This window comes from Jeotgalibacillus proteolyticus (assembly GCF_050107735.1).
Taxonomy (GTDB): domain Bacteria; phylum Bacillota; class Bacilli; order Bacillales; family Jeotgalibacillaceae; genus Jeotgalibacillus; species Jeotgalibacillus proteolyticus_A.
In genome coordinates this window covers 415,530-440,900 of the sequence record NZ_JBNILO010000001.1, presented here as the reverse complement: position 1 = coordinate 440,900, position 25,371 = coordinate 415,530, and the positions used below count along the sequence as shown (strand labels likewise).

The 25,371-nt window shown below is 42.8% G+C and carries 24 protein-coding genes; 5 read left to right on the top strand and 19 right to left on the bottom strand.

Annotated features, from left to right (window positions below):
* Window positions 1-7 precede the first annotated feature (7 nt).
* The 12 genes from ACQCT8_RS02275 to ACQCT8_RS02220 form a co-directional block, all read right to left on the bottom strand.
* Window positions 8-481, bottom strand: a complete 474-nt coding sequence (locus ACQCT8_RS02275) for a flagellar protein FlgN (protein ID WP_426868066.1) — start codon at window positions 479-481, stop codon at window positions 8-10.
* A gap of 96 nt (window positions 482-577) precedes the next feature.
* Window positions 578-1,015, bottom strand: a complete 438-nt coding sequence (locus tag ACQCT8_RS02270; protein WP_426868065.1) for a YaaR family protein — start codon at window positions 1,013-1,015, stop codon at window positions 578-580.
* Between the two features lie 97 nt (window positions 1,016-1,112).
* Window positions 1,113-2,903, bottom strand: coding sequence for a flagellin (locus tag ACQCT8_RS02265; RefSeq protein ID WP_426868064.1), 1,791 nt, complete (start codon window positions 2,901-2,903; stop codon window positions 1,113-1,115).
* Window positions 2,904-2,907: 4 nt separating this feature from the next.
* Window positions 2,908-3,360 (bottom strand): flagellar export chaperone FliS, encoded by a 453-nt coding sequence (gene fliS, locus ACQCT8_RS02260; protein ID WP_426868063.1) that lies wholly within the window; start codon window positions 3,358-3,360, stop codon window positions 2,908-2,910.
* A gap of 47 nt (window positions 3,361-3,407) precedes the next feature.
* Window positions 3,408-3,701: an EscU/YscU/HrcU family type III secretion system export apparatus switch protein gene (locus ACQCT8_RS02255; protein ID WP_426868062.1), complete on the bottom strand. Its 294-nt coding sequence runs from the start codon at window positions 3,699-3,701 to the stop codon at window positions 3,408-3,410.
* Entirely contained in the window at window positions 3,698-6,022 is a 2,325-nt protein-coding gene (locus tag ACQCT8_RS02250; RefSeq protein ID WP_426868061.1) for a hypothetical protein, read from the bottom strand. Before ACQCT8_RS02250 ends, ACQCT8_RS02255 begins: the two co-directional genes overlap by 4 nt.
* A gap of 97 nt (window positions 6,023-6,119) precedes the next feature.
* Window positions 6,120-6,383 carry a flagellar biosynthesis anti-sigma factor FlgM gene (gene flgM, locus ACQCT8_RS02245; RefSeq protein WP_426868060.1) on the bottom strand — a complete coding sequence of 88 codons (264 nt, stop codon included), beginning with the start codon at window positions 6,381-6,383 and terminating at the stop codon, window positions 6,120-6,122.
* 123 nt (window positions 6,384-6,506) lie between these two features.
* Entirely contained in the window at window positions 6,507-6,923 is a 417-nt protein-coding gene (locus ACQCT8_RS02240; protein ID WP_426868059.1) for a TIGR03826 family flagellar region protein, read from the bottom strand.
* Between the two features lie 85 nt (window positions 6,924-7,008).
* Window positions 7,009-7,698, bottom strand: coding sequence for a phosphoribosyltransferase family protein (locus ACQCT8_RS02235; protein WP_426868058.1), 690 nt, complete (start codon window positions 7,696-7,698; stop codon window positions 7,009-7,011).
* On the bottom strand, window positions 7,673-8,839 hold the full coding sequence (locus ACQCT8_RS02230; protein ID WP_426868057.1) for a DEAD/DEAH box helicase: 1,167 nt from the start codon (window positions 8,837-8,839) through the stop codon (window positions 7,673-7,675). The genes ACQCT8_RS02235 and ACQCT8_RS02230 overlap by 26 nt, the downstream gene beginning before the upstream one ends.
* A 321-nt stretch (window positions 8,840-9,160) precedes the next feature.
* A complete protein-coding gene (locus ACQCT8_RS02225; RefSeq protein ID WP_426868056.1) occupies window positions 9,161-10,006 on the bottom strand; it encodes a DegV family protein in 846 nt (281 codons plus the stop codon).
* 155 nt (window positions 10,007-10,161) lie between these two features.
* Entirely contained in the window at window positions 10,162-10,701 is a 540-nt protein-coding gene (locus ACQCT8_RS02220; RefSeq protein ID WP_426868305.1) for an REP-associated tyrosine transposase, read from the bottom strand.
* Window positions 10,702-11,075: 374 nt separating this feature from the next.
* On the opposite strand from ACQCT8_RS02220, the gene treP reads away from it, so the two are divergent.
* On the top strand, window positions 11,076-12,518 hold the full coding sequence (treP, locus tag ACQCT8_RS02215) for a PTS system trehalose-specific EIIBC component (protein WP_426868055.1): 1,443 nt from the start codon (window positions 11,076-11,078) through the stop codon (window positions 12,516-12,518).
* Window positions 12,519-12,672: 154 nt separating this feature from the next.
* On the top strand, window positions 12,673-14,352 hold the full coding sequence (gene treC, locus ACQCT8_RS02210; RefSeq protein WP_426868054.1) for an alpha,alpha-phosphotrehalase: 1,680 nt from the start codon (window positions 12,673-12,675) through the stop codon (window positions 14,350-14,352).
* Window positions 14,353-14,748: 396 nt separating this feature from the next.
* Here treC and ACQCT8_RS02205 read toward each other — a convergent pair whose 3' ends face one another.
* Window positions 14,749-15,345 (bottom strand): hypothetical protein, encoded by a 597-nt coding sequence (locus tag ACQCT8_RS02205; protein WP_426868053.1) that lies wholly within the window; start codon window positions 15,343-15,345, stop codon window positions 14,749-14,751.
* Window positions 15,346-15,443: 98 nt separating this feature from the next.
* Here ACQCT8_RS02205 and treR point away from each other — a divergent pair, with 98 nt between their 5' ends.
* Window positions 15,444-16,163: a trehalose operon repressor gene (gene treR, locus ACQCT8_RS02200; RefSeq protein ID WP_426868052.1), complete on the top strand. Its 720-nt coding sequence runs from the start codon at window positions 15,444-15,446 to the stop codon at window positions 16,161-16,163.
* A gap of 178 nt (window positions 16,164-16,341) precedes the next feature.
* Here the strand turns inward: treR and ACQCT8_RS02195 are convergent, their stop codons facing one another.
* Window positions 16,342-17,016 carry a response regulator transcription factor gene (locus ACQCT8_RS02195; protein WP_278240273.1) on the bottom strand — a complete coding sequence of 225 codons (675 nt, stop codon included), beginning with the start codon at window positions 17,014-17,016 and terminating at the stop codon, window positions 16,342-16,344.
* Between the two features lie 32 nt (window positions 17,017-17,048).
* On the bottom strand, window positions 17,049-18,185 hold the full coding sequence (locus ACQCT8_RS02190) for a sensor histidine kinase (RefSeq protein ID WP_426868051.1): 1,137 nt from the start codon (window positions 18,183-18,185) through the stop codon (window positions 17,049-17,051).
* Window positions 18,186-18,525: 340 nt separating this feature from the next.
* On the opposite strand from ACQCT8_RS02190, the gene ACQCT8_RS02185 reads away from it, so the two are divergent.
* Together ACQCT8_RS02185 and ACQCT8_RS02180 are read left to right on the top strand one after the other, a co-directional pair.
* Window positions 18,526-19,161, top strand: coding sequence for a YigZ family protein (locus ACQCT8_RS02185; protein WP_426868050.1), 636 nt, complete (start codon window positions 18,526-18,528; stop codon window positions 19,159-19,161).
* A 186-nt stretch (window positions 19,162-19,347) separates the two neighbouring features.
* Entirely contained in the window at window positions 19,348-20,418 is a 1,071-nt protein-coding gene (locus tag ACQCT8_RS02180) for an LCP family protein (protein WP_426868049.1), read from the top strand.
* A 266-nt stretch (window positions 20,419-20,684) separates the two neighbouring features.
* Here the strand turns inward: ACQCT8_RS02180 and ACQCT8_RS02175 are convergent, their stop codons facing one another.
* The 4 genes from ACQCT8_RS02175 to ACQCT8_RS02160 all read right to left on the bottom strand — a co-directional run bounded on the left by ACQCT8_RS02175 (window position 20,685) and on the right by ACQCT8_RS02160 (window position 25,325).
* Window positions 20,685-22,076 carry a cell wall-binding repeat-containing protein gene (locus ACQCT8_RS02175; protein ID WP_426868048.1) on the bottom strand — a complete coding sequence of 464 codons (1,392 nt, stop codon included), beginning with the start codon at window positions 22,074-22,076 and terminating at the stop codon, window positions 20,685-20,687.
* Window positions 22,077-22,278: 202 nt separating this feature from the next.
* Window positions 22,279-23,322, bottom strand: a complete 1,044-nt coding sequence (locus ACQCT8_RS02170; protein WP_426868047.1) for a glycosyltransferase family 4 protein — start codon at window positions 23,320-23,322, stop codon at window positions 22,279-22,281.
* Between the two features lie 166 nt (window positions 23,323-23,488).
* Window positions 23,489-24,589: a glycosyltransferase gene (locus ACQCT8_RS02165; protein WP_426868046.1), complete on the bottom strand. Its 1,101-nt coding sequence runs from the start codon at window positions 24,587-24,589 to the stop codon at window positions 23,489-23,491.
* A 1-nt stretch (window position 24,590) separates the two neighbouring features.
* On the bottom strand, window positions 24,591-25,325 hold the full coding sequence (locus tag ACQCT8_RS02160; RefSeq protein WP_426868045.1) for a WecB/TagA/CpsF family glycosyltransferase: 735 nt from the start codon (window positions 25,323-25,325) through the stop codon (window positions 24,591-24,593).
* Window positions 25,326-25,371: the final 46 nt, after the last annotated feature.

Genomic DNA, 25,371 nt, shown 5'->3' with positions numbered 1-25,371 from the left:
AATCGGGTCAGGCTTGTGAGTCAAAAAGCGGCTTGATCGTTTCATTTGATTGATCGTCGCCTCGATTGCCGTAGGTTTGCCCATCGGCGCTCGGCATCAGCAGGTCCATATTCAGCGAAACAAACTGCATCGACTGCTCCAGCAAAAGCTGATTCAGTGTGTTGGTTTCTTTTAGCGCTGTCAGCACGGCAAGCATTTCTTCCTGCATGCGCAAAAGAGGTTCGTGCTCTTTTTCTTCTATGTGGGGTAGTGCTTCCTGAAGACCTGCACTTTTTTTGCCGGTCAGCTCTGTCATCAGTCCGATGCGTTTTTGCTCGAGTGTGTTAATGGCATGGATATGCTTTTGTTCTTCCTGCATCAAGGCTGTTAAGGAAGTCAGATTTCCTTCCTTAATGACAGCCGTTTTATTTAAGGAAATCTGCTGCAAACTTTTATGCAGCTTCAGCATTTTTTCAAGTAAGTCAATTAGTGATGATCCCATCATTGGGTTCTCCTTTGGTCAAAAAGTGATCATGCTTCTCTTTTGTATATCGGTTCTTTGGAGGATTAGTTAATGCTTTTAAGGCAATTGCCCCAATTACGTGTACACATTAATCAGCATGCCTTGAATCTGGCCGATTTTGCTTAAAATATCAATGCCTTTTTGCTCTTTTTGGAGCACGGAATTGGTCAGGTCAACCAGGCCCTTGTCCACTTCCTTGACGATTTTATATACCTTCGTTCGACCTCTGCGGTTAAAGCCGCGCTGGTCTTCAAGCTGAAGCGCGTTGCCGACGGCCTCTTCCATAAACTGCTTCACGAGTTTTTTATATTTTTTTAAGTCTTCCACGGAACGGGATTCTGCGAGTACTTTTCCCTGATCTTCAATTTCCTTGGACATGGCGGTCATTTTATCAATGAGCGTGCTGCCTCTTTTTTTTGCCATCACTTCTGAAAACGAGGTGGATTCTTTGGCTGTTTCGGCTTTTGCGGAAGCTTTAGCCGGTCCTGTTTTTGAAATGCGCTGAATTTCCATTTTTATCACTCCACTTGTAATCGTTCCCTCTATCATAAGGGCTTACATGAAAAAGGGGAAGAAGCCTATACTCCCATGGCTCTTCCCTCTCAAAGCTTTATTGAAGCAATTGCAAAATCCCCTGCGGAAGCTGATTGGCTTGTGCAAGCATCGCCTGTCCGGCCTGGTTTAAGATGTTATTTTTCGTGAACGTCGACATTTCTTTCGCCATATCTAGGTCACGGATTCGTGATTCAGCAGCCGTCAGGTTTTCATTGGCTGACTGCAGATTCGTAATTGTGTGATCAAGACGGTTCTGCACCGCACCGAGCTTGCTGCGTTCTTCAGAAACGGATTGAATCGCCTGATCAAATAAGGTAATGGCTCTTGAAGCATCCTCCGTTGTCATGACGCTGACGCCCTGAGAAGCATTCACACCTGAAGCAGTTAGGAAGGTGCCGTCCGCTGTGCGTCCAATGCCAAGCTTCGCTGCATCCATTGGATTGACAGTAAGCGTCAGCATTTCAAGCTCATTGGCGCCAATTTGGAAGTCAACGCTCAGCGCTTTTCCTTGATTGGCGACAAAATCGCTGTCTTTAAATTCAATTTCAAGACCATTCGCTGCCCCGTCATCTGTTTTAATCGTTCCGACTGTTAATGTGTTGCCAACAACAGAGAACGTTTCATCAAGTGCCGGTGCTTTTGTCGCAGGATCTGCTATGGCTGAACCAACAACCCCGTCAATTTCCTCTAATACTGAAGCCAGATCCTTGCCTTCAGGGTCAATCGTGACGGATGCTGTTCCGCCTGTATACGGAACGGCCGGCTTGCCAAAATTGATTGTTAAGCCGTCAAGCTTCAGCGAGTCGCCTTCTTTTGGTGTTTCACTGAACGTTAAGCTCACCCGTTCTGAAGAAGCGGCTTCCGGATCCGCTTGAAATGTAGTTGCCGGTCCACCGGTAAATGGATTTGTCCACTCCGCTCCTGTCAGTGCAGGATCTACCTCAACCGAAAGCTCGGCTGCTTCTTTTGGCGACATTGGGTTTAGTGTGGAGAAGGTTAATGCAGCCGGGTTGATATCTCCATCGTCCTCCGCTGCTAAATTAGAAGCAGGACTCTTTGAAACAGTGAAGCTTGGGTCAGCTGTCTGTACAGCTGTTTCTAAAGCGTCTGCCAGATTATTTATATTGGCAGCCTTCTCACTATCCGTGCCTGCTGCTTCATTCCAACCATCAACATTTACAGCAATATTGCCCGAAGCAGTTAAGCCAGCTGTCGCAGATTCTTCATTATCAATTTCATATACTTTTCCATTAATCGTAAAGGTTTTGCCTTCAATTTCTTCATCTGTTAATTCACCCACAGACAAAGGAAAATCAAGCGTTACACTTGCCGGCTCACTTGGTGCTGCTGTTACCGTTCCGCCAAATTCACCAAGACCGTTGTAATCAATTTGTGCGTTTGTCGTTTCAAGAAAAGCTCTTCCTGTATCAGAGCCGTTTAGCAGCTTTTTCTGGTTAAACTGCGTTGTGTCTGCGATACGATCAATCTCTGACGTTAATTCATTGATTTCAGACTGAATTGCTTCACGGTCTGTTTCTTCAAGTGTGCCATTTGCCGCCTGTATCGACAGCTCTCTCATACGCTGAAGAATATCATGAGTGGAAGAAAGGGCGCCTTCTGCAGTTTGCACAAGAGAAATCGCATCAAGGGAATTACGCTCTGCCATATCAAGGCCGCGGATTTGAGAACGCATTTTTTCAGAAATAGCAAGTCCTGCAGCGTCATCTGCTGCTTTGTTGATCCGAAGACCGGAAGAAAGCTTTTCAAGACTTTTCGATGTTGCACCCATGGTCTGATTTAAATTACGGTAGGCATTTAACGCTTGTATATTATGATTAATTCTCATTCTGTTAGTTCCCCGCTTCCATTGGATTCAGATTGCGCTCCTGCACCATGATGTGTTTTTCGTATTGAGAGGTTCCTATTTTACCGGTCGACTTTACGGCTGCTGGCTTTGTTTTTAAAATTTCAGTCCACGCTGCAGAAAGCTCTTCAAGAATAGCGAGCATGTCTTTTGCCCCCTGCGCATCCTTTTTTATGTTTGCTTCAATGGTTTTTTGCGCTATGTAGTTATACACCGCATCCAGCTGATCGGCTATGATGCCGGAGTCATAATTTAGTCCTGCTCCGAGACGGCGCATAATGTCATTTACTTTTTGCATTCGTTTATTGGCTTCCAGAAACTGCTTGCGCTCAATTAACTGGATCGCATCCTTTAATTGAGTGATCGCTGCTTCATAAAGATACGAAGTCAGTTCCTGTGAAGATTTTTGGTAAAGTAATTCTTTTGTTAGAAAGTTCATCTCTTCTCCTCCTGCCTATCTTGTATATCGGCTGGAGAATCGGTTGTTTAATAGTTTTTTTCCATTTCCTCGATTAAAATCAGCATCTCTGCAATAACAGAATACAGCTGAGGAGGAATGCTGTCGCCAAGATCAATATCGAGCAAATTGGCGAGCAAACTTTCATCTTCCTCTAAATGAACATCGTGCTGCTGAGCAAGCTCGATAATCCGCTGCGCAAGTGCACCGCTCCCCTGCGCCACAACACTTGGTGCTCCGCTATTTTCATCATAGCGAATCACAGCAGCAGAAGGACCGCTCGCTTTTTTTCTGGCAATCTGATTAAAATAATGCGGCATCATATACTGAAATCAAACCCTTTCTCGGTCATAGCCGGAATAGCAGATCGCTCTTTTCCTTGCTCGGAGGAAGCAGAGACCGTTTCTTTCAGCAGTTTGGTAAATTGAATGCTGCCAATCTCATAGCCGATGTCTTCAAGACGGGCTTTGGCGAGTGACGTGAGAGGCTTCATTTTTTCTTCAAAGCCAGGCAGATCATTTTTCACTTTAATTGATAGCATCCGGTCGTTGGCAGTCAGCGCAATGCCCACTTCTCCAAGCTTTTTCGTTTCAAACAGAAAATACAGACTGCAGTTTTCCCAGTCCACCTTCTGCTCCCCGCTTTTTGATTGAAGAAATACTTTAAATTCCTCCACTTTGTTTTCGAGAAGATACGGAAGCGTCATCACCATGCTTTGAAGGCCGTTTGCATCTGTTTTGCTCAGCAATTGCTGGCCGGTAATTTGAGTGAGCATAGAATCACTCTTTACACCGGACTTCTCACCATCTTCATGTGCCATTTTTAACAGCAGGCTTTTCAACGACGCACTTAATTCTTCCTGAGGCTTCCCTTTGGTTAAAAGAGCGTGCGACTGTTCGTGCTCATGCGTTAACCCCATTCCTCTTACATGCTCAAAAAGCTGGCGTCCGGTTGGCTCCTGATGCAGCATGTTCATGGAATGACTGACTGTCGTTGCCGCCTGCTTTGAAAGGGACGGGGGATCAAGCTGAAGAAGCTCGGTTGACACCATATGCTGAACCCGCACATCTGCCGGCTTAAAATTGATTTTTTCCATCATTAATTTAACCTCAGACACTGCTTTGGCTGCCTCTGCTGTTTGACCTTTTGACACAAGTCTCGCTGCTTCTGCAAGCTGGGAGCTTCCTTTTAGCAGCTTTTTCTCCGTATCCATATCGGTATAAAGCATAAAGTCGCTTTTTAAAATTGCCTGATCGAGCATTTTTATGGTCGATTCAAGCATCGGCTTAACGTGCGTCACCGCTCTTTTTTGCTGTAAAAGCAGCTGCTGATCGATATGCTGGAGATTTCTCGTAATGTCCCTTTTGATCTGTTTAAAATCAATCGCCGCCTGCGACAGTTTTTCAGAGATTCTTGTTACAATAAAATCCTTTGACTGGGCAGGAAGAGTGGCAGCGAGCTGTTCAGAAAGCTGGTAGCCTTCGTCTCCTGAAGCGCTCTGCGGTTTCAGCTGCATATGCGCGGGCTGAAGTGCCTGCATCACTTCCTGCCTAGCTGCTAGCTCACGTCCCTGCTCAAGTGAGGCTAACGCTTTTTCCACAGCCTTGTGAATCGATTGTGACAGCGAGGCGGGCAGATGCTCAGAAGCGAGTACCGTCTGCTGGATTTCTTTTAACACTCCAGTCATATCAGGGTTTTTCTGAACATTCCTGATCGCTTTTTGCAGTAAGTTAACTAGATCATCAAGTGCCGGGTCGGATGGGGGCTCAAGGGAAGAAGATGGCTGGTTTAAGGATAAGGCCGCCATTTTAGAAACCATTAGCGCTTCAAGCTTTACTGCGTCAGAGACTTTTTTAGATAAATCGGGAGTCAGCTCAGCTGAAAATCCGGTCTGCAATGCGGAAGCAATCTGCCTGAGACTGGCGCCGCTTTTCAGCTCCTGAGTCAGCTGTTTAAGCACAGGATCATTCGGGAATTTTTTGGACAACGTCAGCAAAACCTCTGCCAATTTGACTGCTCCGGCATCGTAAAGCTGCTTTGGTGCGTTGGAAAGCCTGGACTGAAGCGCAGGATCAAGTCCTTCACTTTGCAGCAGCTTCCCCACTTCTTCCCCGACTGTTTTGCCGTGAAGGGCAGCGTGAACGAGATGCAGCTGCTTTGCAGACAGATCGAGCTGTTTTTGAGCTGCGGCGGTTACACTGTATAGCTTGTCATCCAGATTTCCGCTGCTGTTTTTCATAAAAGAAGTGAGTTCCTGAAGTGCTTGTTTTGTCACAGGAATGCCTTTATCATTCAAAATCTGTACTGCCGCTTTTACATCAGAAGACACCGGCTTTCCTCCATTTAAGGAGGTGAGCTGCTGATCTGCGGAAGGTTTCACCGCTTGCTTTGCAGGAGGCTCTGCAGGCTTGACCACAGGCAAACCATCCTTTGTGCCGGTCACTTCAACGAAAGCTTTTCCTGATGAAGGCAGATCCCCCTCCGTTTTCACTTTCATTTCACGGCCGCGAAGATCTACGGTAGCTTCTCCGTTCGCATGCTTTTCTTTTATTCTTACTTGAAAAATATCGCCTTTTTGAACGGCAGCCGGGACCTCTGACTTTGAAAAATTTGAAACAGCGGGATCTATGTTGACCTGCATCATTCCTGCACCTCCTGTACGGGATAGAAAATAAGCGTTTAAATATGAGCGTTGGCAGAAGAAAAGCCCCTGTTCTCACAAGGGCTGTTCAAAAATGCTGTTAGCTGCGGAAATGTTTCAGCAAATCCGCTGCCGTTTGTTTAGGATCGGCCTGATACGTGCCGTTTTCAATCGTGAGCTTCAGCTGATCAAGCTTTTCCTGTCTTTGTGCCTGAATGGAGCTGCTTTCCTGCATTTCCTTTGCCTGTGACGAAATCTCCAGCTTGTCTGCTTTTTGAAGCTTTTGAGCATCACTCTGGTCTACTTTTGCCTGCTGGCGTGCGTAGGGGTTAAGATTTGCACTATTGATCGAATTTATCTTCAAGACAAGTCACCTGCTTTCCTTTTTTACTAAAGGTTGTTTGTTACCTATTATATCGGCAGGCTTCGAAAAATTTAAAGGCGCACGGGAAAATTAGAAATAAAGTCCCATGCGCCTTTTTCATATTTACGTTTGTTTTCTTGATGAAAGATACGTTTTTTGCTGATTGCTTTTGGAAGCTTCCTGAAACAGACGGTTCGATTCCTCAAGTTTTAAATCACTTTTTATTGAGTCTGTGCACGTTCTGCAGAGCTTTGCCTGTGTAATTAAGGTGCCGCACTGATCGCACGGGTAGCCGAGTCCCGGAAATTGAGCCGGCTGAAGCCTGCGCTTGCGAACCCACTTGTACAGCTGTTTTTCCTCTGCTCCGGTTACTTCAACAATCCGTTCCACTGTTGCTGCGCGATTTTCTCTCTTGCGTAAAAACTGATAAACCTGTTGAAATAAATCCTCTTCTGCCTGATGGCATGGTAAGCACACATCACGAAGTCCATTAAAATTAAAGATCGCATTGCATACAGGACAATTTCTTAATTCCGCCATGATAAAGTCCCCTTATTCGGTTTTTCTTCATTATATAACATAACCTTTATAAGTAGGTAGTATTAATTAGGAATTTAATACTATTTTAGCGGCCAATCGTGATCGAAGAGACTTTTTCAGCTCCTGCTTCCTTTAAAATATGGGCTGCATGACGGATCGTCGTTCCTGTTGTATATAGATCGTCAATCAAAATAATCGACTCGTTATGAAAGGTTTCTGCAGTACAAAAAGGATTGGAAGCAGCGTGGCGGTCCTGCTTTCCTTTTTTCGCTTGGGAAACGGCAGGATTATCCATCCGGGAAAGGCTTGTCCGGTAAGGAAGATTCGCACTTTCAAGCAGCGCTTCTGTTTGATTGAAAGTGCGGTCGATTTTTTTGCTTTCGTGAAGAGGAATGGGAAGAAGGCAGTCGTAGGGCATCATGCTTTTTACCACTTCAGCTAGAGGGGCACCGAAGCAGCCTGCGATGGCATAGTCCCGATCGTATTTAAATCGTTTGATCAGCTCTTTTAATCCCTCATTATAAATGTAAAGCGATCGATTTTGATGTAGGACACTGCTGTAAACAGGGTGTTCTGCCCATTTGAGGCAGTCTTTACAGGAGAAGGTTTGTTCCGCAAGGGGTCTTGAGCAAATGGTACAGATCGAGTCATGACGGATCACCTGAAGCAGGCTCATGCATTCGCTGCATAAAGAAGTCTGCTTGCGAGGTGTAAAAAGATCACTCCAGGATATTTCCATTAAAATGGGTTCATGACAGCTTAAACAGCGGTTCATGTTTCCCCTCCTTAAGCAGTCCGTCTTTTTCGGCCTGACGATTCATTCGAATGATGTGCTTTTGCGCCTTGACGATTGCTTCTGTGTGACCAAAATGGAAAAAGGCGACGATGCCGCTCGGATAGCGGAAGTCACGTCCTGCTCTTCCCGCAATCTGCACAAGCGCACTTTCTGTGAATATTGCCTTTTCAGCCCCAAGCACGGCTACGTCAATATTCGAAAATGTGACGCCTCTTTCTAAAATGGTGGTGGTCAGCAGGATATCAAGCTCATTCTTTCGCATCCTGTCAATCTTGGGACCCCTTTTGGCATCCTTGGCATGGACCGACTCCAGGTTCGGTGTATAGTCCTGCAGCAGCTTTTCCACCGCGAGCATTGTTGGAATATCTGGCATAAACAGCATCATGCGTTTGTTTACGGCGAGTCTGCTTTCAATCCATTTTTTAAAACTGTACGGCAGCTGCTTCTTAGCAATCGATTTTTTCCAGTTTCCAAGCCATCTGGTTTCCGGAACGGGCAATGGATAGCCGTGGTATCTGGCGGGGATCACAATGGCCTGCAGCCTGCCTTTTTTTACTTCCTGCAGGAGTGGCGCAGCAGGTGTGGCGGTAAGATAGATAAGGGTTGATTCAGATTTTCTCGCGTTTTGCGCTGCCCTTTGCAGCGTGACGTCTCCGTTATAAGGAAAGGCGTCCACTTCGTCAATCACCATCACGTCAAATGCGTGCTGGAACCGGTAAAGCTGATGTGTGGTGGCGATGGTCAGACGGGCAAAATCGTTTTTATGCTCACTTCCCCCAAAAAGGGCTTGAATAGGTGTTGTAGGGAATGCTTGCTGAAAGCGCGGAAACAATTCCTGAACAACGTCCCTTCTTGGCGTTGCGATACAAACCTGCTGTCCCTTTTCAAGCGCATGGGCTGCAGCTTGAAACAAAATTTCTGTTTTTCCGGCTCCGCACACAGCATGAACGAGCGTTGACCTCTTCTCTTCAACTGAACGGACAAGCTGATCCGAGGCTTTTTGCTGAGGAATGGACAGTGTTCCCTCCCATTGCAAGATGGGCTGCTGAAGCGGCTTCAGGGTCTCATCTTCCGGTCCAGACCACTTGACAATAGGATTGCAAAAAGACGCTTTGCCCATGTTAATACAGTTTCTGCAATAGGTGCACGGAGCGTTGCATCTGGCGCATGGCTGTTCGTAAAAAAGATGGGACTGCTCATTAAAGCAGCGCATACAGCGGTAAGTGTACTTTTTCTTTTGGATAGATGGAGTGAAGAAAATGTGGTTTGATTGAAGATGTTGCTCTACTTCCTGAGGAGTAACTAAACGGAGAACCTCGTCTTTTAAAAGCTGCCTGCCGGAGAGGACCGTGCGAAGGTGAGGTGGTACATGACATGTATTCAGATAAATAACCTCCTTTTAGGGCAAAAGTGGAGAACGACTCCCGCCGCTCTCCCGGTTTTACTCTTTTTTCATCCAGCCAAGACCCATAGAGCCTTCGCCTAAATGAGTGCCGATTACCGGTCCGAAATGTGAGATTCGAAACATGACATTCGGCAGCTGCTGTTCAAGCTCTTGCTTCCATTCATGCGCTTCATTTTCACGATTGGCCTGAATAATGACCGCCTGAAGATAATCATATTTTTTTGCATCCTCAGCCAATAGGTCAACCATCCGTTTCATCGCTTTTTTGCGTGTACGGATTTTTTCAAATGGTTCAATCTTTTTATCGACAAAATGCAGCAGCGGCTTCACCTGTAGCAGACTGCCAATCATCGCCTGTGCATTCGATAAACGCCCGCCGCGCTGAAGGTGGCTGAGATTATCCACCATAAAATAGGCACGAGTCGTTTCCTTCAGTTCATCTAGATACGCCACAATCGTTTCCGCTGAGCAGCCGCGCTTGGCCATTTGAGCTGCTTCTAACACAAACATCCCCTGCACCATGCAGGAAATCTCTGAATCATACGGATACACGCGAATGTTCTCCACCATATCCCCCGCCTGAACAGCACCGGAAAACGTTCCGCTGATCTCACTTGATAAATGGACGGAAACCACTTCGTCATACTCCGCTGAAAGCTCCTCAAAAAGAGCCGCAAACTGACCAACTGCCGGCTGCGAGGTTGTAGGAAGATCCTTCTCCACACGCACCGAGTCGTAAAATTCCTCAGTCGTCAGATCAACCTCCTCCTGATACATTTTCCCAGCCATAATCACACTCAATGGAATCATATGAATCGAAAGCTCATCCCGAATTTGTTTTGGTATATACGCCGTACTATCCGTCACGATCGCCGTCTTCATTCCACCATTCCTATCCCTGCAATAAAATTTCAATGACCCTAAACTTGTCCGCAGACCCTATCCTCCTATTCTAGCCCAAGAACTCGGTGAATGCATCAGTTTTGGAGGAAGAATTTTGCTTTAAAGGACTAAAGGGGTCTGGCCCCCTTAGTCCTTTAAAGCAGTCCATCGTCATAAGTAAATCTTTTTTCGGTGAATTTTTGAAAGTGATAAATGCTTGGTGAAGGAAAGCATTTGAGGATGTGATGGGTGACTATGTTGTTGGGGTTGTGTGCGGTGATATAAGAAGGGTAACTATTCCAAGGATAGTTTGAAGGATGATCTGCCAGCTGAGCTTTTACAGGATTATTGTGGATGTAGCGGCAAACATCCAGCAGATAGGTGGAGCCTGTTACAAGTTTCTCATTAAATCGGGACTGAAAAACATGCCCCACCTCTTTTCTCCTAAGATTAAAATAGATTGCATACTCTCCGTTAATTAATTTCATAATGTCCGAAAGTGAGTCCTCCTTCGGCTGAATTAGCAGATGAACATGATTAGGCATTAAGCAATAAGCCAGCAAATCAAACGAATAACGCTTGTGTGCCTTCCTGATTAGCGATAAATAAGTTCTGTAGTCCCTGGCATCGTAAAACAGCTGCATCCTCCTGTTCCCCCTGCAAATCACATGATAATTGCCATAATGCAAAAACACTCTTCGCTTCCTTGCCACTTTCCAACTCCTCCTCTCAAAATAAGTGCCCTCTCTCCTTCGACTTACTATCAATAATCTCCTTCTTTTTAGCACAGTAAGGCATTGAAGGGGCCAGGCCCCTTCAATGCCTTACTGCACTAAATTCTCTACCTGTTTCTCATCCAACTGAATAGTATCTTTTAAGCCAAGCCTCCAATTCTTATCAAATCTTTTACAACACTTAATCATTGACAACTTGTATATACACGTATATGATAAGTTTGTAAATGTAAGCGCTGTTTCTGACTAATTTGGACTATCTTTTGTCCAATAGGGAATAGATGAATGGACGGAATAATGTCACGGAAATGAAAACGGTTACGGGAGGGTTATTGATGAGTGATGTGAATAGAGAGGAAGTCCGCCAGATTGTAGAAGCGATTGGCGGGAAAGAAAATATCGACTCTGCCACTCATTGTGTTACACGGCTGCGGTTCGTGCTGCATGATGACAGCAAGGTGGATAAGAAAAAGCTTGAGTCCATTGATGTTGTAAAAGGATCTTTTGCGAACAGCGGACAGTATCAGGTGGTCATTGGACAGGGTCTTGTAGATAAGGTCTATAAGGTGCTGGCAGAGGAAACGGGCATTCAGGAAGTTTCCAAGGATGATGTAAAAAATGCTGCGGCGAAGAAAATGAATCCTCTGCAGCGTACGATTAAATTGCTTGCAGACATTTTTATTCCGATTTTACCTGCAATCGTGACAGCCGGTTTATTGCTGGGACTGAACAATGTTCTGACAGTCGAAGATTTGTTTGGCGAAGAATCACTTGTTGCCATGTATCCTCAATGGGCGGATTTAGCCACTGTCATCAGTATTATAGCCAGTGCCGCGTTTAACTTTTTACCCGCTTTAATCGGGTGGTCAGCAGTTAAACGCTTTGGAGGAAATCCGCTGATGGGGATTGTCCTCGGACTTGTGCTTGTACATCCCGGTTTACTCAGCGCCTATGATTATCCAGACGCAGTGAGAGAAGGCACGGTTCCAACGTGGAATTTATTCGGATTGACCGTTGAATCCATTGGTTATCAGGGACAAGTACTGCCTGTTCTCTTTGCAGCTTATTTATATGCTTTAATTGAAAAGTTCCTGAATCGGAAAGTACATGATTCCATTAAGCTTCTCGTTGTAGCTCCAGTTTCTCTTTTGATTACAGCACTTGCTGCATTTATCGCAATCGGACCTTTAACATTTGCTGCCGGAACAGCTATTGCAGATGGCGTGATCTGGATCTTTAACAACTTTGGATGGCTCGGCGGTTTAGTTTACGGCGCGACATATGGAGTGCTTGTTATTACAGGAATGCACCATACATTCCTTCCTGTAGATCTTCAGCTGATTTCAAGTAATATTAACGGAACGTTCCTGTGGCCTATTCTTGCTTTATCGAATATTGCACAAGGCTCAGCAGCGTTTGCGATTTTCGCATTGACATTCTTTACGAAAAAACAGGATGAAAAACTGAAAGGTCTAGCGAGTTCCTCAGGTATATCAGCTTGGCTTGGGGTAACGGAACCTGCCCTGTTCGGTGTAAACCTCCGCTACCGTTTTCCGTTTATCTTTGCACTGACTGGATCGGGTATCGCAGGGCTTCTGCTCGGCGCTAACTTTGTTCTGGCCAACTCGATCGGTGTCGGCGGTGTACCTGGAATTATCTCCATTCAAAAAGAATTCTGGCTGATCTTCAGCATTGGGATGGCGATCGCAATTGTTGTGCCATTTGTCCTAACCCTTCTTTATGGCCTATTCATTAAAAAAGGAAAACTCGAAGACTAACAACCAAAAGCGTTCGCAGCAATTTCAGCGGACGCTTTGTTTGTAATAAAAGCTTTATCTAAGTAAAGGGGCCAGGCCCCTTTACTTGACTAAAGAATATCCAATATAAAATTAAGTTCAATTGTTAAATTCATTTTCAAGGAGTGATTCACGTATGGAATGGTGGAAAAAAGCGGTTGTGTATCAAATTTATCCGAAGAGTTTTAATGATACGACAGGAAATGGCGTCGGGGATTTAAACGGAATTACAGAGAAGCTGGATTATTTAAAGAAACTTGGGGTGGATGTGCTTTGGCTGACTCCGCCTTATAAGTCTCCGCAAAATGATAATGGCTATGACATCAGTGACTATTTCAGCATTCACGAAGAATACGGAACAATGGATGATTTTGACCGGATGCTCTCTGAAGCGCATGATCGAGGAATTAAAATTATAATGGACATTGTCATTAATCACACGTCTACGGAGCATGAGTGGTTTGTTGAGTCCCGCAAGTCTAAAGACAATGAATACCGTGATTTTTATATTTGGAAGGACGCGCAAGAGAACGGAAACCCTCCAACCAACTGGGTGTCTAAATTCGGAGGCAATGCCTGGAAGCAGGACGAAAAGACAGGCCAGTATTATTTGCATTTATTTGATGTTACGCAGGCCGATCTGAACTGGGAAAACGAAGCTGTTCGTGAAAAGCTGTATGACATGATGAATTACTGGGCGGAAAAAGGCGTCGATGGCTTCCGTCTCGACGTAATCAACTTAATTTCTAAGGATCAGTCATTCCCTGATGAGGATGGCGATGGAGATGGCCGTAAATTTTACACTGACGGACCTAAAGTACACGAATATATGCATGAAATGAACCGTGAAGTATTTTCAAAGCATGATCTGCTGACAGTAGGCGAAATGTCTTCCACTACGATCGATCACTGCATCAAGTACTCTAATCCTGAACGCGAAGAGCTGAGTATGACGTTCAATTTCCATCATTTAAAAGTGGATTATCCAAATGGAGAAAAATGGACTGTTGCTGATTTTGATTTTGTTAAGCTGAAGGATATTTTATCCACCTGGCAAGTCGGCATGAATGAAGGCGGCGGCTGGAATGCCCTTTTCTGGTGCAACCATGACCAGCCGAGAATCGTTTCCCGCTACGGAAATGACGGAAAGTATCGTACAGAATCAGCTAAAATGCTGGCAACAACCATTCATATGATGCAGGGAACGCCTTATATTTATCAGGGTGAAGAGTTCGGCATGACCAACCCTCACTTTAAAACTATTAAAGACTATCGCGATGTCGAGTCTTTGAATATTTATAAACAGCTGATTGAGACCGAGCATTCAAACGAAGAAATCTTAGCCATTCTTAATCAGAAATCACGGGACAATTCACGTACGCCGGTTCAATGGAATGCAGAAGAAAACGGCGGATTCACGACTGGCACACCTTGGATTCCCGTGGCTAATAATTACAAAGACATTAATGCAGAAGCAGCGGTCGCAGATTCTCAGTCCGTTTTTTACCATTATCAAAAGCTGAATGCGCTGCGCAAAGAGTATGACATCATTACAAATGGAAATTATGAATTGCTTCTAGCGGATGATCCGGCTGTTTTTGCTTATACGCGAAATACAGAGGAAGAATCACTACTTGTAGTGAATAATTTTTATGAAAGCCCTGTACAATTTAAGCTGCCTTCTGAGACAGCCCAGAGATTAAGCCATTTTTCTGACCGCTCTGTTCTGATCGGCAACTATGACAACGTCAATGGCTCTGCGGATTCCTATGAACTTCGCCCGTACGAATCCATTGTCTTTCGGCTTAAAAAATAGCATATGGTAACATAAAAAAGCGTTCAGTCCTGTGTGGATTGAACGTTTTTTTGTATAATTTTTTGAATCAAGGCTCCAGCCCACCCCCCTTTCGCTTTCTGATCATTAACTAAAAGAAAGTACCCAATGAGGATGGATGACCATGGCGAAAAGCAATCGAGGAAAAATTTTAAAAAAACGAGCTCTTAAGAGTGGAGAACCCTATCGCGGCACCTGCCCGAAATGCAAGAAAACCGGCATTAAATTGCTGCATTCTCATGTCAGTCCGTCTAAGGACGTTCTAAAAGTCTGTAAAAATTGCAGGAATAAATAGCCGTTGGAAATGAAGCTAAGATTTATAACGATAAAATCAAAAAAGCCGGCCCTTAAACGTTTAAGGGCCGGCTTTTATTATGTTTATTCAGGATCTGCCATAAAATGAACAGACGCGATTTTCCATTTATCCTCCACTAAATGAAAAACGGTGATCTGACGACCGGTTCTGGTCACCTCTGTACCACTTTCGGAATCTGTAGTGGTTAGGCTCAAATTGGCAAACACATGTGCTTCTTCTTCCTTATATTCGTTGATCGTTTTCAATTTCACTTCACGCTCAACGTCAAAAGATTCAAACACTTCCTCAAGAGCAGCACGTTCTTCCTCTTCGTTAAAGTAGCCATCCCCTGTTCGCAGCAGTTGGAGGTATCCCTCAATATCTTTTTCATTAAAAGTACTGATGTATTTATCGAAAAGGGATAGAATTTCCTCTTCTTCCTCTGGTGGAACATCTTCTGCTTTTTCCACCTCTCCCTCGCTGTTCATTTCAAAACCGATTTCTGAATCTCCTTCTGCTGCTTCAGGCACTTCAGACTGCGTATGTGTATCAAGTCCCTCACCGCTTTGACCATCGTTAATGGAACCTGTATTATCGTTCGTTTCATCACCGCTGCAGGCAGCCAGAAGTAAAGCAAGCAAGCCGGCTCCTAGTGCAGTCCTCATTTTTTTGTGTGTCATAGGCTGGATCGTCCCTTCTCTATAGTCGTTTCACGGATGTATTGTGGGTTGTACCCTGCTTCCTTCCATTATGATACAATAAAACAGGGTGATCTTATATGGCAACAACCAATAAATATATGAACATTTTTCAAGAATTATCAGGAGAAATTAAGCAGGGAATCTATGAACCTAACTCGCTTCTTCCTTCAGAACATGAGCTTTGCGAGCGCTTTGATACTTCCCGTGAAACCATTCGTAAAGCGCTTACTTTGTTATCTCAAAATGGATTTATACAAAAGATGCAGGGCAAGGGCTCTTTAGTACTGGATGTCAGCAAAATGACCTTTCCAGTCTCGGGTCTAGTAAGTTTCAAGGAGCTTCAGCAGTCCCTTGGCAGAAATATCACTACGACCGTCCATAAGCTTGAATTAACAGAAGCAGAAGACTGGCTCTCGCCGCAATTGGAATGTGAGAAAGAGTCGCTGGTTTGGGAAATTGTGCGCGCACGTACCATTGACGGCGAACGCGTTATTCTCGATAAAGATTGGCTTTTACAGTCAAGCGTTCCCTCTCTTACTGAAGAGATCTGCAGTGATTCTATTTATGCCCATTTGGAGAATCATTTAGGCCTGAAGATCTCCTATGCAAAAAAAGAAATTACAGTGGAACTGGCTACAGATGAAGATCGTGCGCTTCTTGACCTTGATGGCTACAGCCATATTGTACTCGTACGAAACTATGTGCATTTGGAAGATACGACTATTTTCCAATATACAGAATCGAGGCACCGTCTGGATAAGTTTAAGTTTGTCGACTTTGCGCGAAGAAGAAAATGACGTGTTAAATTAAATGCTTGTGCTGGAATAATCAGTCTGATTAACTGAAACACCCAGCATTCTATCCAATAAACCGACATTTCCCAGGCAATATTCGCCCGCCTTCGTCATTCCATTGGTGTTTATGCTCTAACAAAAAAGGATTGCCTGATTGGAGGCAATCCTTCTTTTTTAATAATTACCGCACTTCCACCCAGCCGTTTTTTATGGCGGTTACAACGGCTTGAGTCCGGTCGTTTACATTCATTTTTTGAAGAATATTGCTTACATGGTTTTTGACTGTTTTTTCGGAAATGTATAAGCCTTCGCCAATGCCGCGGTTGCTCTTGCCGTCTGCAAGCATTTGAAGCACTTCACATTCACGTTTCGTTAACAGATGCAGCGGGCGGCGTACTTCCACCTGCTGAAAATTACCTGTAAATTCAGCATCGGCAAGTCTGCGGAACTCGTTGACAAGATTAACGGTTACTTTAGGATGCAGGTAAGATCCCCCATCAGTTACCGTTTTAATTGCATCAATGAGCGCATCCGCGTCCATTTCCTTCAGCATATAGCCCAAAGCTCCTGACTTCAGGGCATGAGAAACATAGTTTTCGTCGTCATGAATCGATAAGATGATGACTTTCGCCTCAGGGAAATTTTCAATGAGCGTTTTTGTAGCTTCAACCCCATTAACTTCCGGCATATTTATATCCATCAGGACAACATCCGGCTGATGCGTGTCATATAAATCAATTGCTTGAGAACCATCGTCCCCTTCAGCCACTACTTCAAAGGATTTTTCAAAATCCAAGATTCGTTTTACGCCTTCACGAAAAAGTTGATGATCATCAATGATTAGTATTCTTGTCATATATATTTTCCTCCTTGATCATATAAAATCCTTTAAAGCGGTACTTGAATCATAATAAGGGTGCCGGATCCCGGTTTAGAATTGACTGTAATTTCTCCTGCAAGCAATTCTACCCGTTCTCTCATGCCTATTAAACCAAAAGACCCCTGTTTTTTTTGAGAAGGATCAAATCCTTTTCCGTTATCTTTAATAACGACTGTGATCCGGTCCTGCCGGATTTCCACTTTAACGGAAATTTCAGTAGCCTGTGCATGCTTCAGGGCATTTTGAACTGACTCTTGGACAAGACGAAACAAGGATACTTCGTACTTGGGATGTAATCGTGACTCTTCGCCTATTTGGTGAAACAATAATTTCGTACCGTTGCTGTACTCTTCAATTGAACTAAGGTATTTTCTTAACGTTGGCACAAGTCCGAGGTCATCAAGAGCCATTGGTCTGAGATCATAAATAATACGCCGCACTTCTGAAAGCGCAGAGCGAACCATTTTCTTTAAACTCTTAATCTCAAGGAAGGCTTCCTGCGCTCCTTTGTCCCTATAGACCCGTTCAATTAAATCAGAACGCATCAGGACATTTGCCATGAGCTGAGCCGGTCCATCATGTATTTCCCGGGAAAGCCTTTTTCGTTCTTCTTCTTGAGCTTCAATAATTTGGATGCCAAATTCCTGTTTTTGTTTTGCATCCTGCAGGGCTGCACCCATTTGTTTTAAATCACTGTTTAAATAGGTAAGAACTGCAGATATCTGTGTTACCAGGTTCTCCGCTCTTTCAATCGTGTCCAGCATGCTTTGCAGCCTTCGTTCCAGCTCGTCTCTGCGGCTGCGAAGCTGTTTTTCTTCCTGTCTGTTTACCGAAAGCTGTATCTGGAGATCATGAGCCGTTTCGTACGCTTGGCGGACTTGCTCTTCAGAGAAATTTTTAAAATGGTGACTGACTTCAGCCAGCCGCTTACGGGCAAATCGTGATCGCCTTTCAAGGTCATCACCCTCATAAATTACAGTGGTAATTTTCTCCCTGATTTGACTAAGCTCTTTTACTAGCCCTTCATAATCATTCCGCGTTTGCTCCCCAATTTCAAAAATATCTGATTTGCTTTGGTCCACTGTATCGATCATTTTACCCAAAATGATGTCAAGCATTTGGGAATCCAAACTAGTTGCGGACACAATTCAGACTCCTTCCTATTTACATAGTGTCTTTGTAAAAAATTATACTGTTTATCCAGGAAAAAAGAAAGTGTTCCTCAGTATATGTTTTTGACGCAGTAAATGTCGGAATTCATCGGTGTATTTACTTTCTTAGAATAATAATTTCCTAAGCATCTACACAAACCTGAACCTAGTCTATTATACCACCATTAGAATGTCGCGATATTAAAGTATCATTACAATTGACGCATATGACATTTCACCTTCTTTTCAAATTACGGTGTTATGACGAAAATCATCGTTTATTGTTATAATGGTGTAATATAACTACGAAAAATGATAAAGGAGTGCCATATATATGCTCAATAAATATCGTACAATCGCAAGAAAAGGGGAAAATGAAATTATTATTGAAAAATCCAGATTTATAACAACCGTTCAAAGAGTTGAAACAGAGGAAGACGCGCTTGCCTTTATTCAGGAAATCAAACGGAAGCATCCTTCAGCAAATCATAATTGTTCGGCATACATGATCGGCGAACATAATCTTATACAAAAAGCGAATGATGACGGAGAGCCATCCGGCACAGCAGGAGTCCCTATGCTGGAAGTGTTAAAAAAACGGGATCTAAAAGACACGGCTGTCGTCGTGACCCGCTACTTCGGGGGAATTAAGCTGGGAGGCGGAGGCCTCATCAGAGCATACGGACGTTCTGTGACAGAAGGAATTAATGCAGCTGGTATCGTAGAGCGCACACTTCATTCTCTTGTCAGCACCACCATTGACTATACGTGGCTTGGCAAATTAGAAAATGAAATCCGCTCCTCTTCTTACCTCCTCCATGACATCCATTACTTAGAAGAAGTTGTTATAGAAACGCATGTAGCAGAAGATGCGATTGAGGACTTTGAAGAATGGATGACGAATCTTACAAACGGCCAATCAAAGATAGAAGTTGGACACCAATTGTATGTGGAGGAAAACATTACCTGAAGTTAAAAACGCAATTAAACTGTAACGAAAGTTTCATTTTACTGAAAAGCGGAAAAAGAGTAGAATAGAGGTTGGGCTGTTAAAAGCAAATCTCTTGACTAGTAGTGATCCTAACAATAATAGATCGTATTGCGCTGCCCTTCGGTTTAAACAATAAATTAACCATTAAAGGAGCCATTACACACAATGGATAGAAAAACGTATAAAAAGAAAAGAAAATTGAGGAAACGTGTCATCATGATTCTTCTGCCGATTATGCTTTTGGCTGTTTCAGCAATTGGCTATAGCGGATATTTATATTTTAAAGCAAAAAATGCTGCTGACGGTTCATATCAGGAACTTGAAGGCCGCGCCCAATCTGACATGAGGGAAGAAATGGTCGACCCTGCCACTGATAATGTGTCCATCTTATTCCTGGGCATTGATGAAAGTGAAAAAAGATCAGGAACAGCCGGATTTGAAGGCGGCAACACCCGAACAGATGCAATGATCCTGGCCACTCTCAATAATAAAGACAAAACGGTCAAACTCGTAAGCATCCCGCGTGACACGCTTACGTATATACCTGAAACACAGCAGGAGGATAAAATTAATCATGCGCATGCATACGGAGGTCCTAATGCCTCAATGGAATCAGTAGAAGGTTTGCTTGACGTTCCAGTAGACTATTACGTTCGAATGAATTTCTATGCTTTTATCGACATTGTGGAGGCACTGGACGGCGTGGAAGTGGACGTGCCATTTGATATCTCAGAAATGGATTCTGAGGACAGTTACAATGCTATTGAATTGAAAGAAGGACGTCAGGTATTGAACGGTGAAGAAGCTTTGGCATTTTCACGTACACGCTCTTATGACAGTGATGTGGCTCGAGGCGGAAGACAACTGGAGGTTATGGAAGCGATATTGGACAAAACCACTTCCATTGGATCGATAAATAAATATGCCAATGTTATTGAAGCAATCGGGGATAATATGAAGACGAATATGCGCTTTGAAGAAATGAAATCGTTTATAGCTTATGCTTCAAATTCTAACCTTGATGTGGATATGAAAACTCTTCAAGGAGAAGGCGTAATGTATAGTGGTGTTTATTATTACCAACCTTATGAAGAGGATTTAGAGAGTATAAAGGCTGAGTTGAGGGAGCATTTAGATATGCCGCTTCTTGCTTCCAATAATCCAAATAGCGAAGATTCCTATGAATCAGATGATGAACAGGAAGACAGCGAAGTAGATTCAAATTCAAGCTGGTAATAAAATAAAAAGTTCATACCAGATAAATTAAATACCTAATGTTTTTAAGTCGCCAGTCCTTCCTCTATCTTTGAGAGGACTAGCGGCTTTTCACTTTTTATGAATATAGAAAATTTATTACACGTCATACATCTCCATTTTGTATAATAGAAAATTTATAAAAAAGAGGATAGTATAAATAATAGTAAACTCCCCTCTTATTCATTCACCTTATACACTAGCAATATATGAAAAAAGAATGCCAGCATCGGCTGGCATTCTTCTTTTTAACGGTTGATCGTCATAAGTTCTTCTTCCACTTCTTTACTAATAGCAAGCGTGCCACCGTATAATGTGTAATAGTATGGAGTACGATCTTTAAAAAGTTTTTTCACTGATGCTGGAAGGCTGTTCTTTTTGGTTAAAAGAACCGGCTCTCCGTATTGAGCTGAAAGAACAGAACCTGTAAGTGCATCTGCAAAGTTTTCTCCAGTTGCAAGACTTACATAGCTTGCATCCATTTTAAGTTGTTTTACAATTTGAACTGATGTAGCATATCGGTCTTTACCTGCCACACGCTTGGCTTTTGGCAATTCACCCATTACTTCATTACTGATTGCAAGTGTACCTCCAACAGCCCAGCTATCATTGAATCCTTCTAAAGCAGATTCTGTTACTTCAGGAAGAACATCTGCTCTTGTTAGCAGAATCGGACTTTCCATAGAAGCAGCGTATGGAGCAATGGAAAGAGCATCAGGATAGTTACTTCCATTTACCACGTAGGCCGTTTCATCACCTGGCAGTTCAGCTGCAATCATTGCTGCCGTTTCATAGCGATTCTCACCTGAAATTCGATCTGTATCTATTTCCATTGTTTCTTCTAGGTATGTTTGTACATCATATGAGACAGCTTTGCTTCCCCCAATAATCGTAATATGTTCTGGATCAAAATAGCTGATCGCTTCTTTTACGACGTCAGGAATTGTGTCCTTTTTAGTTAATAGAATTGGAGCTCCGTAAGAATAAGCGAGTGGTGAAGCTGCAAGTGCGTCAGGAAAATCCATTCCTGTTGCTAAAATCAATTCAGAAGTATCCCCTTCATACCATCCTGCTTTTGCAATTTCAACTGCTGTTTCATAACGGTCAGAACCCGAAATGCGGTCGATAGTTGGTTCGTCTGTAATAAAGCTGGAAAATAACAGGTATTCTTCTTCATCGGTTACATTATTTTCATCAGAAACAGCCAAATAGTAAGTTCCAGGCTCTAACTCAACCCCAAATTCAAAGAGTTCTCCATCTTCGCCATACTCTTCATCTACTGTTACGGCATCACGTTCTTCATTAAATAATTCTACTTTAAGATCCATTTCAGTAGTCTCATTGACTGCTGCTGCTCCACCGAAAAAATAAACAGATTCACTGCTGTCAACTTCGAACGTAAAATAATCACGATCGTCTTTTACAAGAGTTCCCGATACAATATCGTCTACCGTAATATGATTAGATTGGTCGAAGGAATTATTAGGCTCGGTTTCTGTGGAAAAACCTTCTTCCGCCTTATTCATCCTCAAATCTCCACTGTTCTTCACCGGTGATTCTCCCGTTGCTAAAGCAGATTGACTTACTAGTAGACTTCCAACCAAAGCCATCGATGAAACCATTCCCCACTTGCTTTTCATTTTTTCACTTCTCCCCGCTCATAAAGTATAGTGTAATCGACATATTACGATAGGATTACACTAAGAGTATATAGTAGTAATAGAAATATATCTATATATTTAGAATATAATGTATATAAAATAAAATCTTTACAAAAAAACTGGATAAAAACCATAATGGTCTTTATCCAGTGTAGAAAATTGAATCTCTTAATCTAAATATTTATTTGCCCCTTGACCTTACAAAGTTAATAAATGGTTTCTGATCTTTTCCTAAAAGGCCGACACTTTCCACAATTAATCCAAGTGCCGCCAGGACTACTGCAATGACTAGCAGCGCTCCCCATAAAGTGGACTGTGAAAAAATAAAGGCTGACATACTAAACATAATTGCTATACCGTATATAACAAGTACTGTTTCTTTATGCGAAAAACCGGCATTCAGCAAACAATGGTGCAAGTGGGACTTGTCCGGTGCTGAAATTGGCTGCTTGTTTACAATTCTTCTGATGATGGCAAAGAAGGTATCAGAAATCGGCACACCTAAGATCAGTATTGGAATTAACAATGAAATTACCGTAATATTTTTAAAGCCAAGAAGAGCCAAGACCGAAATCATAAAGCCTAAAAATAGTGATCCGGTGTCTCCCATAAAAATTTTAGCTGGATGGAAATTATAAAATAAAAATCCGATAGTACTGGCGGCTAATATTGATCCGAATATCATGACATAAGCATCACCCATAATCATGGCCATAATTGAAATAGTCAGCAGTGCAATGGAAGAAACACCTGCTGCTAACCCGTCCAGACCATCAATCAAGTTTATTGCGTTCGTGATGCCGATAATCCAAAGGAGTGTTAATGGAATGGAAAAGTAGCCAAACTCCAGCCTTCCACCAAATGGAAGATTAATGAATTCTACCTGTACGCCTCCCCATAAAATAACGATCAAGGCTGCGATCAGTTGACCAAGAACTTTCATCTTAGGGGGCAGCTGGAAAAGATCGTCTAACGCTCCAGTGAGGATGATAATTCCTGCGCCAGCTAAAATTGGCCATGTGTATGGACCTTCCGGCATTGTAAAAATCAATGCAATGCTAAAGCTTAAAAATATGGCTAATCCTCCCATACGAGGCATAATCTTTTTGTGAACTTTTCTAGCGTCTGGTGTATCGGTAGCTCCAATAGCAACTGCAAATTTCTTAACTAATGGAGTTAAAAGTATTGATAGTGCAAAAGCTAATGCCACAGCAACGTATAACATGCCTTACCTCCTTTACTGCCTGTTTACTTCATTTATCAATTCTAGAGTCTGCACACTGTAATTTATTATACCATTATCCAAAGTAAATAAAACCCGCATAAATGGTTGGATTTTGTTAATATAAACCACTTTCATATAAGTTAGACGTATATAAACAGAAGAAGTTTCATGTTATAAGAATTTTTCTATATTCTTTTTCCACTGATTCCTGCAGCTGCTCTACCGAAAAATTGCTTTCAGCATGAGCTCTTAGTTTCTTTCCTTTTGCTTCAAGCTGACTGTTTTGCTTGAGTTGATACGCCTCCACAAGTGCATTTGCCAATGCTGACTCATCTTCAATGGGGATTACCCAGCCATACGATTCATCAGGGATCAGTGATCTAACCCCGCCAACATCAGTTGTAATAACCGTTGTTTCTTCTCTTGCTGATTCCAGTAGGACAAGAGGAAAACTTTCACTTTTTGACGTTAACAGGGAGACATCCGAAATCGAAAAAATCTGATCAATATCTTTGCGAAAGCCGAGAAATTTAAGTTTCTCTTCTATACCGAGCTGTTTTGCCTGTTCAAGTAAGATCTTTTTGCGCTCTCCTTCTCCAACAATCAGAACGGTCAAATTTATTTTCTCTTTGATCGATGCAATTGCTTTAAAAAGAGTGGAATGTCCCTTTACAGGATGGAGACGGGCGACAATCGCTGCGACAAAATCTTCTTCTTTCAAATTCATGGATTTACGGCTGCCATTTACCTTTTTACGATCAAATGAAATTCCATTATAAATAGAAACGATTTTCTTATCATCAATCCCGTAATTTATGAGCATTGTTTTGAAACGGTCTGAAACTGCAAAAATTCGGTCTGTCTTCGCGAGAGACCATTTATTCAATGCAGAAAAGAGTCTGCTCATTTTCTTGTTATGCATAAAATCCAAATCCGGATCGCTGTGAACGGTAACGGCCCATTTCGCAGAAAGTCCGTTTTTAATAATACGGATAAACAGATTAGCCCTTGCTCCATGACTGTGAATAATATCGATCTCATTGGTTTGAATAAATGTTTTTAAATTTTTAAATAGGGACAAATCATATCTGCTTCTCTGTTCTAATAAATGAACATCTATCCCCATTTCCACTGCTTCCTCATAAAGTTTTCCTTTTTGAAAAACCAGTAGCTTTTTAGGATGATCTGACTCTCCTCCGAAAAGAGACAACACATGGTTCTTCGATCCACCCGTTTCTCCGCCGCTTATAACATGTAAAATTTTCATATTAATTTTTCCCTTTTCTGAGTTTTTCTTTAAGGGTTAATAGAAGAAACTGTGGTAAGGCGAGCTGTCGTTTAAAGCGGGATGGCTGACTTAAAAGGCGGTAAAGCCATTCAAGTCCAAATTTCCTGAATATATACGGTGCTCTTTTTACATTACCACTGAAAACATCAAAGCTGCCTCCAACCCCCTGAAAAATAGTGGCCGAGAGGGCAGGCATATGTGTATCAATAAAAATTTCCTGTCTGGGACTTCCAAGAGCGACAAACACAATGTCGGGTTTTGCTTGATTGATTTTATCTTTAATGACATTACTGTCTTTTTCATATCCATTTACATACCCTGCCACTTGGATGGCCGGGTATGTTTGTTTAATGTTTTCAATTGCTTTTACTACGGTCTGCTCTTTTGCTCCATAAAAGAAGACTTTATATTGCTTTTGATTTGCGAGGGCAAGTAGGTTTTCCATCATGCCTACACCCGTTATTCGCCACTTTATTGAACCTTTTAACAATTTTGATGCAATGGATACCCCTACACCATCCGGGATTTGATAAGCGGACTGGTTCAGCAGAGCAGCCAGCTTTTCATCCTTTTGGGCCATCATAATTTTCTCTGGATTGATCGCAACAATTCTGCCCTGCTCTTTCGTTTGAATCCGCCGCTCAATATCACGGAGCAGTTCATTTACAGGGAGAGCGGTTACGTTTACTCCTAAAATATTCTCTTTCGCATTCATATTTATGTCCTGCCTCTCCTGGTATTCAATGTTCGTTCAACTAACA